The sequence below is a fragment of the Draconibacterium sediminis genome (assembly GCF_000949475.1).
Taxonomy (GTDB): domain Bacteria; phylum Bacteroidota; class Bacteroidia; order Bacteroidales; family Prolixibacteraceae; genus Draconibacterium; species Draconibacterium sediminis.
This window is the reverse complement of the sequence record NZ_JRHC01000001.1, coordinates 1417549-1433422: the sequence shown is the minus strand read 5'-3', so window position 1 is coordinate 1433422 and position 15874 is coordinate 1417549. Positions and strand designations below refer to the sequence as shown.

Here is a 15874-nt window from a genome sequence, read left to right as displayed (position 1 = left end):
TTACCTGATTTTATTGATTTTAAAGGTTTCAATACTATTTTTTGTTTTTAGAACAAGCAGAAAAATCCCCGGCTCTGTTGTTCCCAGATCATTCAGCGTAACGGTAGGAGAAACCGGAACTTGCCAGCTTTTTACCACCCGCCCATCCAGCGCATAAAGTTTTATATCGAGGTTGTCTGCCTGTTGGCTTGTTGTAGCCTGCAGTTCAATCCGGTCTTGCACAGGATTTGGGAAGACAATCCACGTTTTATATTCTGAAGGAACTTCCACCGACAGAGGATTCAGCAAGGAAGTGGCTTCCCGCATATTGGGCACACCGTAACCCTGCAACGAATCGGGTGTTGAATACAGGTGCCCGCTTTTCTCCAGAGCATCCTTTATTTCTTCAGCCGTTTTTTCAGAATAGGCCTGCCACAGCGAGGCTGCCATTCCTGCCAATACCGGCGACGAAAATGAGGTTCCATTGGCCATTCCAACTGTTCCGTTAGATCGTTGCAAGACCGTTTGGTAGCCCATTGCCGACACATTTGGTTTTAAAGCCCCATCAACAGCCGGACCGGCAGATGAGAAATAGGCCGGTTCAAAATTCATATCCACCGCACCTACACCAATTACATTTGTTCCGTCGGATGGTGCCACAATACGAAACCAGGAATTATTCCGCTCGTTACCGGCACTTGAAAACACCAGTATACCCCGGGAAGCTGCAATATTAGCCCCGCGTGTTACACGTGTTGTTTTTCCGTCCATATCGGCATAAGTATGGTTGGTTGAGGCATCCTGAAATTCGGTATACCCCAGCGAGGAATTAATAATATCAACTCCAACGCTGTCGGCAAATTCGGCTGCTGCCACCCAGTTGTCTTCTTCAACAATGTATTCAGAATCGTTGTCTTCCGAACGCAATAACCAATATGAAGCTTTGGGTGCAGTGCCGATTAGTTCTCCGGGAATATTTCCTCCCATGCAGGAGAGTACACTCATACCGTGGTAATTGGTAGCATAAAAATCAACGGCGGGATTTACAAAATCCTTTGTTCCCAAAATCTGGTTATTCACCCACAGGCTGTCGAAAGCCGGCAACTCATCAACTTTATAAAAGCCGGCATCCAACACGGCAATTTGCATTCCCTGTCCGCGAAAGTTTTCATTGTGCAACAACTGTCCTTCCATTAATCCGACCTGATACACCGAACTTCCATACAACGAAGTATCGATGGGTGCTGCATCAATCGAACTTTCATCTGCAAACTTATTAAATGTACTTTTGGTACTTAAATCGGGTTTCGTTAGCTGAACCTCCCGGATAAAACTCCAGTACCCAAGGCTGTCGGCCAAAGTTGCCGAATCGCAGCGCACGGTAATACCATTTAACCATTTTGAAGTGTGCACCAACTCCACATCGAGCGTGAGCACCGAGTCGATATAATTCTGATTTACCGGAAGGTCTAATGAATCGATAGCAATATTTTGATTGAAACGGCGCTGTATAGCGCGCTCTGAAAGATATAGTTCAGGATTGTCAAGCGAATACTCCGAATTATTTTTATCGGTAAAACCGATCCAGAAATAATTCTGCGCACTAACTTGTTGCAAACCCATTAACAGCGTGCCAAGGAGTAAAATTATATACCTCATTCTTATAAAATGTTCTATTCTTTGTGCAACGAGAAGTTTGCTTAGCTCCCAAAACGACGCCATCAAAAGTTTCTCTTACACCTTACCAATAAAAAAGCCAAGTTAATGAATAAATAGCTTTTTACCTTGAAGGGAAAACAGTTTTATCGCTGCCGCTGATCGCGCATCATATATTCCGACGGGTCTTGCAAAAACTTTTCCGGATCGGGGATAGAACCTTTGTTTTTTTCCAGATCTTTCATTTTTAGGTTATCGACACTGTCGCGAACAGCCGGATTCAGAATTTGCCCGTTATCGTAATAAAGAGTGTACTGCAGGTTACCTTCTTTATCGAAGTACTTCCATTCGCCGTGGCGGAGGTTATTACGGTATTCGGCAACCATTTCCTGACGACCGTTTTCGTAACTCACTAAAAACAAACCATGCCGCATTCCCAGTTTCATTTTGCACTGCATGTAGGGTTCGCCACTTTTATAAAAAATCTGATAATCGCCGTCTTCCTGATTGTTTACCCACTCTTTTTCTTCCATTACTTCGCCGGTATCGTAATACTTATGCGATTTACCATATTTCAAACCAAGTTTATATTCTTCGTCGGCAGTAAGCTGTTCATTCTTGTAAATTTTCCAGACACCTTCCTTTTGCTGATTTACGTAGTTTCCTTCGGCCACTTTCTTTCGCCAAACATCAAACAATTGCGTGTAGGCCGTATCGCCTTTATACTCGATAAGTGCTTTAACCTGCCCCCCGGGATGGTAGCGTTTCCACTCTCCTACCGGTTTGTCATCCTTAAAATGTCCTTCGTACAACAAACGCCCGTTGTCTTGTTTTTTTTGCCAAAACCCCTGGCGCAAACCATTGGCATCGGTTTGGTTTGTTTGTGCAAAAACCAACGACGGAAGAAAGATGAGTAAAGCAAGTAAGTATCTCATAACACACTATTTTAGGTAGAACGCGAAATTAGGGATTTATTTCAGTTGGCATAAAAAAAGCTTTCCATCAATCGATGAAAAGCCTGCAACTATGTAAATAAAGTGTGTCCTTAGTAAATTTCTTTCGTCATACGTTCGGTAGCCGTCATGTAGTAACGCGCAAAGTTATCGTCTTTCATAAAAACGGTAAGTTGCTCGCGCCAGCCTTCTGCTTCTTCCGACAGTTCTGCAATACGTCGACCGGCTTCTTTATCGTTTGGATCGGCACGAAATGCTTTAATTACCGGGATAAATTCATCCATCCAGTCTTCGTAACGGTCCATTAATTTTTGCTGATCGGCTTCCAACGGAAATTCAGTTTTATCGTTCAATACTTTTGCTGATAGTTTCTCTCCTGCCACAACACCGGCTCCAAGGGTTAAGCCCAATTTTGTTAGAAAGCTTCTTCTGGTTTCTTCGTATTCGTTGCTCATTTCTGCATTTTTTATTTCATATTTCACAAACACAATTTTATTGGGAAAGTTTAGGGCGGAAACAAAAAAGCCACTTTAATAACGAATCTGATGGAACGAAACCCATACAGATTGTATATAAATATGCTCTAAACAAACACTTACAGGAAACTTAACTATTTCCCAAACTCGCAAGAAATTTAATTATTAATTTTATTTCCTTTAAAATATCATCTTTTTAATATTTTTAATATGTTTTCTTTATAAAAAGATACAGATATGATGAAATCAGGTATCAAACGAAAAAATTTAAGGCTGATAAAACAGCAATGATTACAACAAAAATGAAAGAAAAACATATTGAAATGAAACCTACATTATTAGTGTTAGCGGCCGGAATGGGAAGCCGATACGGAGGATTAAAACAGATGGATCCGATTGGCCCATCGAACGAAACGATTATCGACTACTCGATTTACGATGCTATTGAAGCCGGATTTGGCAAGATAGTCTTTGTTATTCGGGAAAGTTTTGAGCAGGAATTTAAAGCACTCTTTAATTCAAAAATTGCGGGAAGAATTGAAGTAGAGTATGTAACTCAGGAGATTGATAAAGTCCCGCAGAATTCAAAGTACAATCCGGAAAGAGAAAAACCATGGGGAACGGGTCACGCCATATTAATGGCAAAAAACTGCATTAACGAACCGTTCGCGGTTATTAATGCCGATGATTATTACGGAGCCGGTGCCTTTAAAACAATGGCCGATTTTCTTGCCACCGAAGCCACCGACGAACAAAACTGCATGATAGGTTACAACTTAAAAAATACAATCTCGGAAAACGGTTACGTTTCAAGAGGTGTTTGTTCAACCGATAAAAACGGTTTTCTGAAAGAGGTAAATGAACGCACACACATTGAGCAAACAAAAAACGGTATTGCCTACAAGGAAAATGAACAGTGGATTTCGCTTGCAGCTGATACAACCGTTTCGATGAATTTCTGGGGATTTACACCACAGCTTTTTAATCACCTGGAAGCACAGTTTATCGCCTTTCTGGATGAACGAGGCGAAGAACTTAAGTCCGAGTTTTACATACCATTTGTAGTTTCGGAAATTATCAAAAGTGAAGTTACGCAGTTTAAAGTGTTGAAGTCGGATGCGCAATGGTTTGGAGTTACTTACAGCGAAGACAAAGCGAAAGCGGTTGAAGCGATCAATAATCTGATCGAAAAAAATGTTTATCCTGCTAAACTCTGGCAAAACTAAAGCTTGCCAACGAATTAAGCTACCAGCCAGGAGTTTTATGGGAAACCATGTATCGATTCCAGCTTTTAGAAGCTGGGATCCTAAACAAAACAGACCATCGCAAAAGTAGTGGAAGTACCCATTTGCTTTTATGATCCAGAATTAAAAAAATCTAAATAAAAAATTAATAAAATGACATTAATAAGTTCAATATCAGGAATCCGCGGAACAATTGGCGGGCAGCCCGGAGAGTCGCTCTCCCCTTTTGATGTACTAAAATTTGCGGGTGCATACGGAACCTGGATAAAACAAACAGCAGAGAAACCAACAGTAGTTATTGGTCGCGATGCACGCGTTTCGGGGCAGATGGTTCTGAATTTGATTGTTGGCACATTAAACAGCCTCGGAATCGATGTAATTGATTTGGGACTGGCACCAACCCCAACCGTGGAAATTGCCATCCCGATGGAAAATGCACACGGAGGAATAATTATCACCGCCAGCCACAATCCCGGCAATTGGAACGCCCTAAAACTACTGAACCGCAAAGGCGAATTTATTTCGCAGGCTGATGGTGAAGAAATTCTGAAACAGGCACAAAAAGCCACCTTCGAATTTGTAGAAGCACAACACATTGGGAGCTACATTACAAATGAATCGTACATCGACAAGCACATCGAAAGCATTTTGAGCCTGCCATTGGTAGATAAAGAAGCGATAAAAGAAGCACAACTAAAAGTAGCTATCGACACTGTAAACTCGGTTGGTAATCCGTCAATTCCAAAATTGTTAAAAGCTTTGGGCGTGAATGATGTGGTTGAAATTTTTGCCGAACCACATGGCCTTTTCTCGAGAGTTGCCGAACCGCTGGAAGAAAACTTAACCGAGCTGTGTAAAACTGTTAGCGAACATAATTTAGACCTTGGAATTGCTGTCGATCCCGATGTGGACAGACTGGCACTGGTTGACGAACACGGAAAAGCCTTTGGCGAGGAATATACTTTGGTATCGATCTCCGATTACATTTTGGCGAACACACCCGGAACAATTGCAGCTAACCTTTCGTCGACCAACGCGTTAAAAGACATTGCCAAAAAACACAATGTTCAGTTTTACGAGTCGGCAGTTGGCGAAGTAAATGTTGTGGAGCAAATGAAAAAAGTGAACGCAGTAATTGGTGGCGAAGGAAACGGAGGCGTGATCTATCCCGAACTTCATTATGGCCGCGATGCTTTGGTAGGCATCGCATTGTTTCTTACGCAACTGGCAAAGTCGAAAAAAAGTGCATCAGAAATTCGGGCGCAATACCCCAGTTACGAAATGTTGAAAGACAAAATTGAGTTTGATGAAAATGTTGATTTGAACCAATTATTGCAGGACGTTAAAGCATCATTTCCGGAATGTAAAACAAATGAAATTGATGGCTTAAAACTTTATTTCGAAGATGGTTGGGCACACATGCGCAAATCGAACACCGAGCCAATTGTCAGGATTTATATTGAAAGTACATCGCTTGACAAGGCTAAAGAGATAAACAGTAAAATTCGTTCAATCACTAAAACCAATTAATATGAACGCTGATCTAAAACAAATCGCAGCAAATTTTCAAATCGAAGGAGAAATCGAGTCGATAAAACCTCTTGGCGAGGGCTTTATTAACGACACTTATTATTTAAAAACCGTTGAAGAAGACACCCCCGACTATCTGTTGCAACGTAAAAACAAATCGATTTTTACCGACGTTCCGGCAATGATGGACAACATCGAGCGCGTAACGCTTCATTTAAAAGAGAAGATTAAAAGCAACGGCGGCGACCCGATGCGCGAAGCTATGACCGTCACAAAAAGTAAAAACAACGCACTTTATTACCAGGATGAAGAAGGTGAATTCTGGGCCATGTGCTATTTTATTAAAGGTAGTGTTACTTACGAAAAAGCTGACACTCCGGAACTGGCTTACGCCGGAGGACGGGGAATTGGCAAATTTCAGGCGATGACTTCTGATTTTAAAGGAACACTGGCTGATATCCTGCCCGGTTTCCACAACATCCGCTATCGTTTTGAGCAGTGGGACAAAGTGCTTGCCGAAGATCCGGTACAACGAAAAGCCGAAGTACAGGAGGAAATCAGCTGGATTGAAAGCCGCAAAGAAGAAATGCTCAACTTCTGGAAGTTGGTTGAAGACGGAACAATTCCGGCACGCGTAACGCATAATGACACCAAAATCAACAACATTCTTTTTGATGACAAAGGCGATGTGTTATGTGTGATCGACCTCGACACGGTATTGAGCAGCACCGCCCTAAACGACTTTGGCGATGCGATCCGTTCGTATACCAACACCGGCTTGGAAGACGACGAGAATCTTGAAAACGTTTCGATGAATATGGAAACTTTTACGGCTTATGCCCAGGGTTATCTTAAAGAAACCAGCTCATTTTTAACAAAACCGGAGCTTGATTATCTGGCGTTTTCGGCTAAATACATCACCTACGAGCAGGTACTGCGCTTTTTAATGGATTACATTGACGGCGATAATTATTACAAAATAAAAAGTCCGAAACATAACCTTGTGCGTACACATGCCCAATACAAATTGTTGCAAAGCATTGAGCAACAATTTGAAGAAATGAAAAAGGTAGTAAGCAGTTTAACTGCTAATTAAGCATAAAAAAATCACCAGAAGACAATTGAAATAAATTGTCTTTTGGTGATTTCTTCGTTTTAAACTTCCGGGCTAACTCCCGAAATATTCCAATTGAATTATTCCTGTGGCAAAGTGCTAAAGTCGATTGTTGGAGCCACTCCCAAAACCGGGCGCTCGTGGTTGGTATCAACCACAGAAGTTTCATTGAAAAATCCGCAGTTTTTTAAATAAAAACCATTGTCGCCGCTAATGTAACCTCCGGCATAGTCCAGGCGTGCTTCATCGCGTGCTGTAGCATCAGCAGTAAACTTTGCTTTGGTAACTTCGTGCCATGTACCGTTTGTATCGTAAACCCACTGGTTATTGTAGTAAGCCATACGTTCAATCGGTCCGGTTTTGGTATCGAAGTTTTCTAAGAACGAATACATACTGGTTAAATAGGTACTTGTTTTCGGACGTCGCCAGCTAGCAACAAAAAGCCACTCTTCCTGCTCGGTATCATAAAACCACGCCGAATAATCAGTTTTATTATCTCCGCCTGGTTCACCTTTCAGTAAAAAACGGTAAGTAGTTCCGGCTTTCCAGTTCACCTGCATGTAACTTTGTCCACCCGAACCTTCATTTCCAAAATCGTTGGTGGTTGTATTTGACCCTTTGGCAAGCAGTTGTACGCGCTGATCTTCAGGAATTGTACTTGGATCATCGGTAGAATAAGGGCTCCAAACCGAAAACAGTACTCTGCGTTCAGAGACAGAATTTACCTGCATTCCGAAGTAGCCTTGTCCAAAACCATTTGCCATGTAATACGAGCCAATTACATCGTTACCTACAGGAACAGTGATCTCGTTGTAAAACCAAACTACATCCGATGCCTCAGCAGGCACTATGTAACCTAAATGCACCGACGGTCCGCGGCGTCCCCAGTAAAAATAATCTTCGTTTGAATAATGCACGCCTGACTTGCAAGCATCGCCACCAAGCGAAACCGATTCAATTGTTGCAAACTGATCGGCAGTTTTATCTTCTCCCTGTAAATCGAGGTAATAATAGCCCGGCTCTGATACGGTGAATGTTCCAACAAATTCCATCCGGTTAGTGGTGTTATCAAAAACAAGCTCTCTTGTTTCATTCAAAAAAGTAGCCTTTAGTGTAGAGCTACCGCTACTTACTTTTCCCTTTACACCAATATGGATGCTGCCTGCTGACTCCACCCGAAACCAGGTACGCAGAATTGAAGATTTTGAACTCCAGTTGAAATTTTTAAAATCGTCAGTTTTTAACTGGTTTCCACCAACATTGGTAACAAACCAACTGTTTCCTTCGCACGGAATTTGGTAAGACATCGTTGGAATTTCCTCTACTTGTACCTCATCTTTTTGGCATGAAATAACCGAAAGTGGAAAAACCAATAATACAAATAACAAATTCAGTCTAAATTTTTGTCTCATCTGTCTCATCTGTTTGCTGTTAAAAAAATCAGGCTTTCGCTGATGTAAATATACACCACAAAAGCCTGATTTATTATCTATATAATTGATTACGGATTTTGAATTAAATTCGGTTGTGCCAAAATCTGTGGCTCAGGAATATAATCCACTACACGTGGGCTGCTTGCAGGCACTGTTAACAGTGGGTTTGCTCCCCTGTCGTGAGTTCCGGGATATTTTCTATCCAATGTTAAACCATTTCTGAAAATATCGTAACGACGGTGAGCTTCGAAAGCCAACTCTAAACGACGCTCTTCAAGAACAACATCAAGAATTGTTTTTCCTTCAGGAACGTCATCGTAAGTAGGAATATTTGCTCTTTCCCTGATCAGGTTAACATCTTCAAGAGCACCATCGGTATCGCCTGTTTTTGCGCGGGCTTCTGCACGGTTCAGGTACATTTCGGCTAAGCGCGAAATAATTGGCGAGAACAATTGTGGCTGACCTTCCTGGTTCGAACATTTAATTACGAAGAACTTAGGATATCCCTGGCGTACCGGCATTTTTTTATCCAAACGCACATAGGTTTTTCCGCTAATGAATTCGCCTTGGGTGATGTAATATTTTGTTACGCCATCAACGTCTTCGGTCATCACAGTTTGCGTTCCGTTGTACTCGTACTCCCAGCTGTCGCCGTTGTTTGTAACATCGTACATTTTAAACATTCTCGAACCAGCAGGAGAAGATTTGTCGTATGAATAAGTGATTTCGTAAGTATCGCCATCGATGTACTGCGGATCGATAAATTTGTGTCTTCTGTCGCTCGGATTTTCATCAAGCAAGTCGCGGTAAGGTTCTGAAGCGTACATTTCGCCCCAACCAACTCCGTCGATTGTTGCATACATTCCACCAAACGCATACCAACCGTAGTCGTCTTCGTCTTTTAATGCGCGGCAAGCGAAAATAACTTCCGAGTTATCTTCAGGAACCATCGTTGGGAAAGTTTCGTAATCCGATCCCTGCAACAACGCGAAATTGTTTGATTCAATAACTTCGGTAGCAAAACTTGATGCTTTTGCATTGTCTTCCATATACAGATACACTCTCGACAACAATGCTTTTGCAGCTTGTTCCGAAGCATAAATATTGTACTCAGAATCTACACGTTTAAAGTTGCTCATCAGCTCGGCTGCTGTTGTCAGGTCTTCGATGATCAGATCGTATACCTCTTGTACAGTGGCACGCGGAGGCATGTTGTCTACATCAGGTTCTGCATCTAAAACGATAGGCACACCTAAGTTGTTGGCAGGATCCTGATTGTAAGGACGGCCCCAAATATTTACCAGGTTGAAGTAGAAGAAAGCACGCAGGTAATACATTTCGCCAATTACGTGGTTCATACGGTCGGTTCCTTCCTGCGCTTTATCAATTACTTTATTGGCGTTAACAATACCTTTGTAACAGGTTGACCACAAGCTATTCAAGTGATAGTTTGTTGGTGTATGCTGATAGTTGTACATGTAGTACAAATGGTCGGTAGTTGATCCGCTAAGTGCAATGTTATCGCCACCAAATTCACCATGAAAATGGTAAGGGCGCATAAATTCATTGGTTTTTAATAAGGCATAGGTTCCTAATGCTGCTGCCTCAATTCCTAATTCGTCGGCAAACACCATTTCGTCTGATAAATCCTGAAACGGGTCTCGTGTAATATCGCAGGCTGCGAAAGAGAGCGCAACAAGAATGGCTATAAAAGAATATATTTTTTTCATCTTAATACTGTTATTCATGAATACTGTTTTTGCTTAAAAGTCGATTTTAATACCTGCCAATATCTTTTTCGACAGTGGGTAAAGCGCTCCTGTTTCAGGATCCATTCCCGACCAATCGGAAATAGTTACCAGGTTGTCGCCACTGATATAAACCGAAGCGTTTTTAACCTTGATAGCCTCAGTAGCTACTTTTGGCAAACGGTACGACAGGGTTACGTTGCGCAAACGAATGTAACTGGCATCTTCCAGGTAACGCGATGAGTTTTTGTTCGCATTAACACCACCGTTAAATGGTGCCGGATGCGTAGCAATATCGCCCGGTTTTTCCCAACGACTCCAGCCATCAGCCAGATTCATGTTGTTAAACGATGCATACGAACCGTCGCTGTCAAATAACTCGCGGTTACCGTTGTATTTATAAATGTCTTCAACAAAACTGATGTTTGCAGTTAAAGTAAAGTTATCGTAAGTAAAGGTGTTCAAAACTCCACCGGTGTATGTTGGTGTAGCTTTCGAGCCGGTATACTGTAAAGTTGCATCGGCATAGTTCGATGTCAACTCAACGGATTCAGTACCATCTTCGTTTACTACAATCTGCTCCCACAAAGGCTCACCGTTCGATGGATTTGCACCGTACCAAATACGCTGGTAGTACGAATCCATGTCGTAACCTTGCTCAATACGCACGTTACCTGATGTGTAAGCTTTATCTTCAAACAATTCCTCTACCCGGTTTTTGTTATAGGCAAAGTTGATGGTCATGTCCCAGTTAAATTTCGACGTTTTTACGATCTCAGGAGTTACCGATAATTCGTAACCTTTGTTGGTAACACGACCAACGTTCATCCAAACACCATTGTAACCCGACAATGCCGGAAGTGGTACATAAGTTAACAGGTTGTCGCTGTTTTTATAATACACATCGAGGTTTAAACCAACGCGGTTAAATAAACGTGTGTTAATAGCAGTGTTGTAGCTGGTAACTTTCTCCCAGCTAATATCAGGGTTACCTTTTTGGTATGGAGTTGCTGCACTGTTTCCGTTGTATTGAGCAACAAATGCATAGTAACCAAGGTACTGGAATCCGCCCGGAGCGTTACCAACCTGTCCCATACTGGCTGACCATTTCAATACATCAACCCATTTTACGTTGCTCATGAAATCTTCGTGGTGAAGGTTCCAACCTAAACTTGCCGACCAGAAATTACCGTATTGATTGTTCGGGCCGAAACTACTTGAACCCTGACGGTTGAAAGATGCAGTTGCCAGGTATTTGTTATCGTAAGCATACTGCAAGTTTACCAACATACTTTGTTTGGCACTTTCCCATTTCGAACCACCTACACTAACAGCTTCGGCAGTTGCATTAAGCACAGTTAAACCAGCCGCAACACCTTTACCTGTTGCATTGGCACCATCTGAATAATAATCGCTGTATTCCCATGCCACAAAGGCATTAAGGTTATGCTTGTCGAATGTTTTCTTAAAACGAAGCATCTGGTTGGTGAAACGTGTTCTGCTAAAGCTATATGCTTCATATAATCTTCCACGGTCGGCCTGGCCTCCAATTGAACGTGGATCGGTGTACGATTCGTTTTGTCCGTAACCTAAGGCAACGTTGTTCATCGACGAGAATGTAAGCCACTCGTTAATTTTGTAATCAACGCCAACATTGATGCGGAAATTGTTACCGCGCGATTTGCCGTAATTGTATTGAAGGTCATACAAATAGTTGTTTTCATCGCGGCCATACCATACTTTACCATTGTCAAGCAAGTATTTTTTGCCACTGTCAACTCGTGGATCCAAAACTGATCCGTCAGGTAAATAAGGCTCATCCCATGGCATGTAAGTAAACATGTTATAAGTTGAGTGCTCCTGGTTGAATGTATTGGTATAGTTACCTGAAAGATTTGCTTTGATCACCAGTCGTTTTGAAGCATTGATTTCAAGATTGGCAATACCAGAAAAACGCTCATATTCGTAGCCTTTCAATGCACCTGTTTCGTTGTAGTACGTACCCGACAAATAAGCCAGAATAACATCGTTTCCACCCGAGTAGTTTACATTGTATTCCTGTGCTTGTCCGGTTTGTGTACCAATATCCATCCAGTCGGTATCGGTATTCAATACATCTTCAGTAATGTTCGGATTCCAGGTTTTTTGGTAGTCGTATAACTCCTGAGAGTTCATTAACGAAAAGTTTCCGGTATTAAATGTAGTAGCACCGTATGATGCGTTAACATTAACAACCGACATACCTTTTTCAGCTCTTTTGGTTTGCAACAGAATAACACCGTTTGCAGCCAGCGAACCATATAACGAGGTTGCCGATGCATCTTTTAAAACGGTAATACTTTCAATGTCGTCTGGGCTAAAACCCGGATCGTCGTTACCCATAATAATACCATCAACAACCCAAAGTGGTTTGGTAGTACCCGACAACGAACCTTTACCACGAATAGTAATTTGTGTTCCTGCACCCGGTTTACCACTGCTGGCGCTGGTGTGCATACCTGCCACTTTACCTTGTAACATTGCTGCTACGTTTGGAGCAAAAACATCTTTTAGTTCTTCAGCGTCGATGGCAACTGCCGAACCTGTTAAATTCGATTTTTTGGTAGTTCCGTATGCCACAACCATTACTTCGTCGAGGTCGGTAGTTGAGCTTACCAACGAAACATCAATTGTAGTTTTGCCTTCTGTTGCAATCTCCTGTTTTTCGTAACCTACAAACGAAAACACCAAAGTTGCATTGGCATCGGGCACTTCAAGCGAATAATTACCATCAAAATCGCTGGTAATACCCATTGTGGTGCCTTTAATAATAATACTAACACCCGGTAACGATTCGTTGGTTTTGCTATCCGTTACGGTACCGGAAATTGTGGTTGATTGTGCATTTGCAACTATTGCAAACAAGAACATAAACATAACCAGGCCGATTGCCTTGTTTATGCCCGAAAGGAAAGTGTTTTTATTGTTTTTTCGATCAGAACCGAAATTTTGTATATATCTCATAATTTTTGTCTTTGTTCTGTAACTTTAGAATGACTTTTTATCCGTAATTGCTCTGCCTTAGTAATCAAGCAAACCATCATCGAATACTTTCAACTCGCCCATTGTGGTAAATGACTGACCGGTGGTACGGGTATCCAAAATCCGGATGCGGAAATATTTTGAAGAGTAGTTTTTGTCCAGCGACAACTCGTTATAGTCGGGGCGTACTTTTGCATCAAAACGATCTGAAGTCCACACGGTAGTATAGTTTGTACCATCTGAGCTGGTCTGAACATCGAACTGAGCCGGGTCGATACCTCTTGCAGAAGGTGAACGGGTCCAGAACTGGAATCCACCAATATATTTGGCTTCAGGGAAAGTGATTTGAATGTAGTGAGGAAGTGGTTGTACGATTGCAGTTTCCTCATCAGACCATGCCGAATGCCAGAAAGTTGAAGGATCACCATCAACAAGATTTTCTTTCGGGCCTTCCCAGATTTCCTGTGTAAAAGTCTCTAACATGCCTGCAGTAAGCGGATGGAAGGTTTTTCCAGCTTTGGTTGTAAATGCGATTGTTTCGCCATACGAAGTACCGGCTTCGTTGGCAGCGTAAGCGCGCACTTTGTAGTCCGATTTTGCGGTTAAACCACCCAGCGTAATCGAATAGTTCCAGTATTCTTCCGGTATTCCATTCTGGGTGAATTTTCCAACAGGAACAAAATTATCCATTGTTGTTGGTTCACGGTCTTCATCAGTCCAGCAAATTCCCAATGCAAGTACATCCGATCCACCGTTGTCGGTAAGACTTCCGCTAACCACTGCGTTAATGTCAGCAATTTCAGTAACCTCGCCGGTTACAGTGGTTGGCAGGGTACCAACTTCCTCGTCGTCGCAACTTGCAGTAAAGAAAACTGCCGCCAATGCAAGCATAAAAACGGAGAGTTTGGTAGCACCGTTATGCAGCATTTTTTCATAATTACTTCTTTTCATTTTTTTGATTTTTGTAGATTAATTTGACATAAATAATTCTCTCAACTAATTATTAATTCTTGTATCCTCTCGGCGTGGCTCAAGAATAAGCTCCCGCCAATTATTTATAAACTGACGAGCCTCAATGCAGGACACCCTATGCCAAAAATTGATAAAAATGAAAGAAAGATGAATTTTTGTCTAATTTACGGCAAGTACTATTGCTTAATTCTTATAATTGCGCAAATCCACAGCAAATTGACATCAACCCAAAGTCGATTATGCTATGTTTTGTATAAGCCTCAACCTAAGAAAGTTGAAGCGCGGAAGTTGAATAAATCGGATCAGGAATAAGCTTCTCCGTAACGGTTTAATTCCAGTATGCCTATTTTTCTGCCTTTAGTTTGTATAAGTCGTTTTTTTCGTAAATCGGATAATATTCGTATTGTATTTTCTTCGTTAGCTCCAATATGTCCGGCAATTTCCATTCGTTTTATCGAAACGTTTATCATATTGTCCTGGTCCAGGTTAAACCGTTCGCGCAAATCCAGTAACAGGTCAATAATCCGCTGCCTGTTCGTTTTCTGCGAAAAACTAAGAATGGTATTTTGTGCGGCTCCCAACTCCCGGCAGCTTTGTTGTAAAAGCATCATCCGAACCTGTACATTTTCGGCAAATAGTTTGTTTACAATTTGAATGGGAACAAAAATCAACCGGGCCTTTTCCATGCAGGTTGTAAACTCGGTGGCAGGTATCTGGTTTAATGCCGAATCGAAACCCACCATATCGTTATAACAAAGTATCTGATAAATCTGCTCCTTATTTTTCGATCCGATTTTGAACTGTTTTAATACCCCGCGCTCAATAAAATAAATCCCTTTCAATTTTTGTCCGGGGCGGTAAAGCGTTTCGCCAACATTCAGCTCAACCAACTGTAAATCCTTACTCAAGCCAGCCAGCTCTTCAAGCGTTAAGTGTTTAAATAAATGAATAAACCTTACGTTAACGGTTGTACTATTTATTCTACTCTTTTTCAATTCAATCTCACTATTAATTTACTGAATGATGCAGTTCGTCTGCCATTTGCTTATTGACGAAAGTGAGACGCGTGTACCCTACTTTGAGAAATTAAAATTGTGATATTTTGAAGAGCAGAGCCAGAAGTGGAAGATATTCTTTTAGTTCGGCGCGTAGTGTTTTTAAGGCACGGCTAATCAGTGCTTCAACAGCTTTTACCGAGATTCCCATTTTTTCAGCAATCTCGGGATAGGTGAGGTTCTCAAAGCGACTGTATTCAAAAGCAATGCGGCAGCGTTCGGGTAAATTCGATAATACTACAACCAGTTTTTCCTCGAACTCGTGTGCCAAAACCAGGTTTTCGGTGGTGTTTTCAACCTCGTCGTTTGCGGCTCCCTGCTGATGCGTTTTATTCAACACATTCACCTTTCGCATATGGTCGATACACTGGTTACGCACCATCGAAGTGAGGTAGCTGGGCAGGTTTTTTATCGACTCTGCCTCTTCGCGTTTTCCCCAAAGTTTAATAAACGATTCCTGAACAATGCCCTGAGCTTCATCAATATCTTTTACATACACCGTTGCCTGGGCACACAGTGCTTTGTAGTATTTTCTGAAAATAAAGTCGAACGCTCTTTCCTGCCCCCTGGCAAGTTCAGCTAATACGAAGCTATTATTTTGGATTTCGCTTTCCGGCATTCCTGTTTTCTCTCGGCTCAAATATAGCCATTAAAGCCTAAATTCACTGGTTAATCACATTTGTTTTCCTATTT

At 41.8% G+C, this 15874-nt stretch carries 12 protein-coding genes; 3 read left to right on the top strand and 9 right to left on the bottom strand.

Annotated elements, in window-relative coordinates; genetic code table 11:
• From LH29_RS05850 to LH29_RS05840, 3 genes are all read right to left on the bottom strand, one after another.
• A complete protein-coding gene (locus tag LH29_RS05850) occupies nucleotides 1-1083 on the bottom strand; it encodes a S8 family serine peptidase (protein WP_394330984.1) in 1083 nt (360 codons plus the stop codon).
• A 698-nt stretch (nucleotides 1084-1781) separates the two neighbouring features.
• Nucleotides 1782-2570: a toxin-antitoxin system YwqK family antitoxin gene (locus LH29_RS05845; protein ID WP_045026698.1), complete on the bottom strand. Its 789-nt coding sequence runs from the start codon at nucleotides 2568-2570 to the stop codon at nucleotides 1782-1784.
• A gap of 110 nt (nucleotides 2571-2680) precedes the next feature.
• On the bottom strand, nucleotides 2681-3070 hold the full coding sequence (locus LH29_RS05840) for a hypothetical protein (RefSeq protein ID WP_198152348.1): 390 nt from the start codon (nucleotides 3068-3070) through the stop codon (nucleotides 2681-2683).
• Nucleotides 3071-3387: 317 nt separating this feature from the next.
• Here LH29_RS05840 and LH29_RS05835 point away from each other — a divergent pair, with 317 nt between their 5' ends.
• The 3 genes from LH29_RS05835 (at nucleotide 3388) to LH29_RS05825 (ending at nucleotide 6934) form a co-directional block, all read left to right on the top strand.
• Nucleotides 3388-4290 carry a nucleotidyltransferase family protein gene (locus LH29_RS05835; RefSeq protein WP_045028796.1) on the top strand — a complete coding sequence of 301 codons (903 nt, stop codon included), beginning with the start codon at nucleotides 3388-3390 and terminating at the stop codon, nucleotides 4288-4290.
• A 171-nt stretch (nucleotides 4291-4461) separates the two neighbouring features.
• Entirely contained in the window at nucleotides 4462-5838 is a 1377-nt protein-coding gene (glmM, locus tag LH29_RS05830) for a phosphoglucosamine mutase (RefSeq protein WP_045026693.1), read from the top strand.
• Between the two features lies 1 nt (nucleotide 5839).
• Entirely contained in the window at nucleotides 5840-6934 is a 1095-nt protein-coding gene (locus LH29_RS05825; RefSeq protein ID WP_045026690.1) for a phosphotransferase enzyme family protein, read from the top strand.
• 98 nt (nucleotides 6935-7032) lie between these two features.
• On the opposite strand, the gene LH29_RS05820 is transcribed toward LH29_RS05825, so the two are convergent.
• The 6 genes from LH29_RS05820 to LH29_RS05795 all read right to left on the bottom strand — a co-directional run bounded on the left by LH29_RS05820 (nucleotide 7033) and on the right by LH29_RS05795 (nucleotide 15821).
• Entirely contained in the window at nucleotides 7033-8364 is a 1332-nt protein-coding gene (locus LH29_RS05820; RefSeq protein WP_045026688.1) for a DUF3472 domain-containing protein, read from the bottom strand.
• A gap of 89 nt (nucleotides 8365-8453) precedes the next feature.
• Complete coding sequence (locus tag LH29_RS05815) at nucleotides 8454-10115, bottom strand: RagB/SusD family nutrient uptake outer membrane protein (protein WP_052670627.1); 1662 nt, start codon at nucleotides 10113-10115, stop codon at nucleotides 8454-8456.
• A gap of 33 nt (nucleotides 10116-10148) precedes the next feature.
• A complete protein-coding gene (locus LH29_RS05810; RefSeq protein ID WP_052670626.1) occupies nucleotides 10149-13136 on the bottom strand; it encodes a SusC/RagA family TonB-linked outer membrane protein in 2988 nt (995 codons plus the stop codon).
• Between the two features lie 57 nt (nucleotides 13137-13193).
• Nucleotides 13194-14105 (bottom strand): discoidin domain-containing protein, encoded by a 912-nt coding sequence (locus LH29_RS05805; RefSeq protein WP_045026685.1) that lies wholly within the window; start codon nucleotides 14103-14105, stop codon nucleotides 13194-13196.
• 323 nt (nucleotides 14106-14428) lie between these two features.
• Nucleotides 14429-15121 carry a Crp/Fnr family transcriptional regulator gene (locus tag LH29_RS05800; RefSeq protein WP_082063430.1) on the bottom strand — a complete coding sequence of 231 codons (693 nt, stop codon included), beginning with the start codon at nucleotides 15119-15121 and terminating at the stop codon, nucleotides 14429-14431.
• A 91-nt stretch (nucleotides 15122-15212) separates the two neighbouring features.
• Nucleotides 15213-15821 carry an RNA polymerase sigma-70 factor gene (locus LH29_RS05795; RefSeq protein WP_157493581.1) on the bottom strand — a complete coding sequence of 203 codons (609 nt, stop codon included), beginning with the start codon at nucleotides 15819-15821 and terminating at the stop codon, nucleotides 15213-15215.
• Nucleotides 15822-15874: the final 53 nt, after the last annotated feature.

Bases quoted from the DNA above. Each gene is read 5' to 3' on its own strand.
- LH29_RS05845 (WP_045026698.1), bottom strand. From the start codon at position 2,570: ATGAGATACTTACTTGCTTTACTCATCTTTCTTCCGTCGTTGGTTTTT.
- LH29_RS05835 (WP_045028796.1), top strand. From the start codon at position 3,388: ATGAAACCTACATTATTAGTGTTAGCGGCCGGAATGGGAAGCCGATAC.
- glmM (WP_045026693.1), top strand. From the start codon at position 4,462: ATGACATTAATAAGTTCAATATCAGGAATCCGCGGAACAATTGGCGGG.
- LH29_RS05825 (WP_045026690.1), top strand. From the start codon at position 5,840: ATGAACGCTGATCTAAAACAAATCGCAGCAAATTTTCAAATCGAAGGA.
- LH29_RS05820 (WP_045026688.1), bottom strand. From the start codon at position 8,364: ATGAGACAAAAATTTAGACTGAATTTGTTATTTGTATTATTGGTTTTT.
- LH29_RS05815 (WP_052670627.1), bottom strand. From the start codon at position 10,115: ATGAAAAAAATATATTCTTTTATAGCCATTCTTGTTGCGCTCTCTTTC.
- LH29_RS05810 (WP_052670626.1), bottom strand. From the start codon at position 13,136: ATGAGATATATACAAAATTTCGGTTCTGATCGAAAAAACAATAAAAAC.
- LH29_RS05805 (WP_045026685.1), bottom strand. From the start codon at position 14,105: ATGAAAAGAAGTAATTATGAAAAAATGCTGCATAACGGTGCTACCAAA.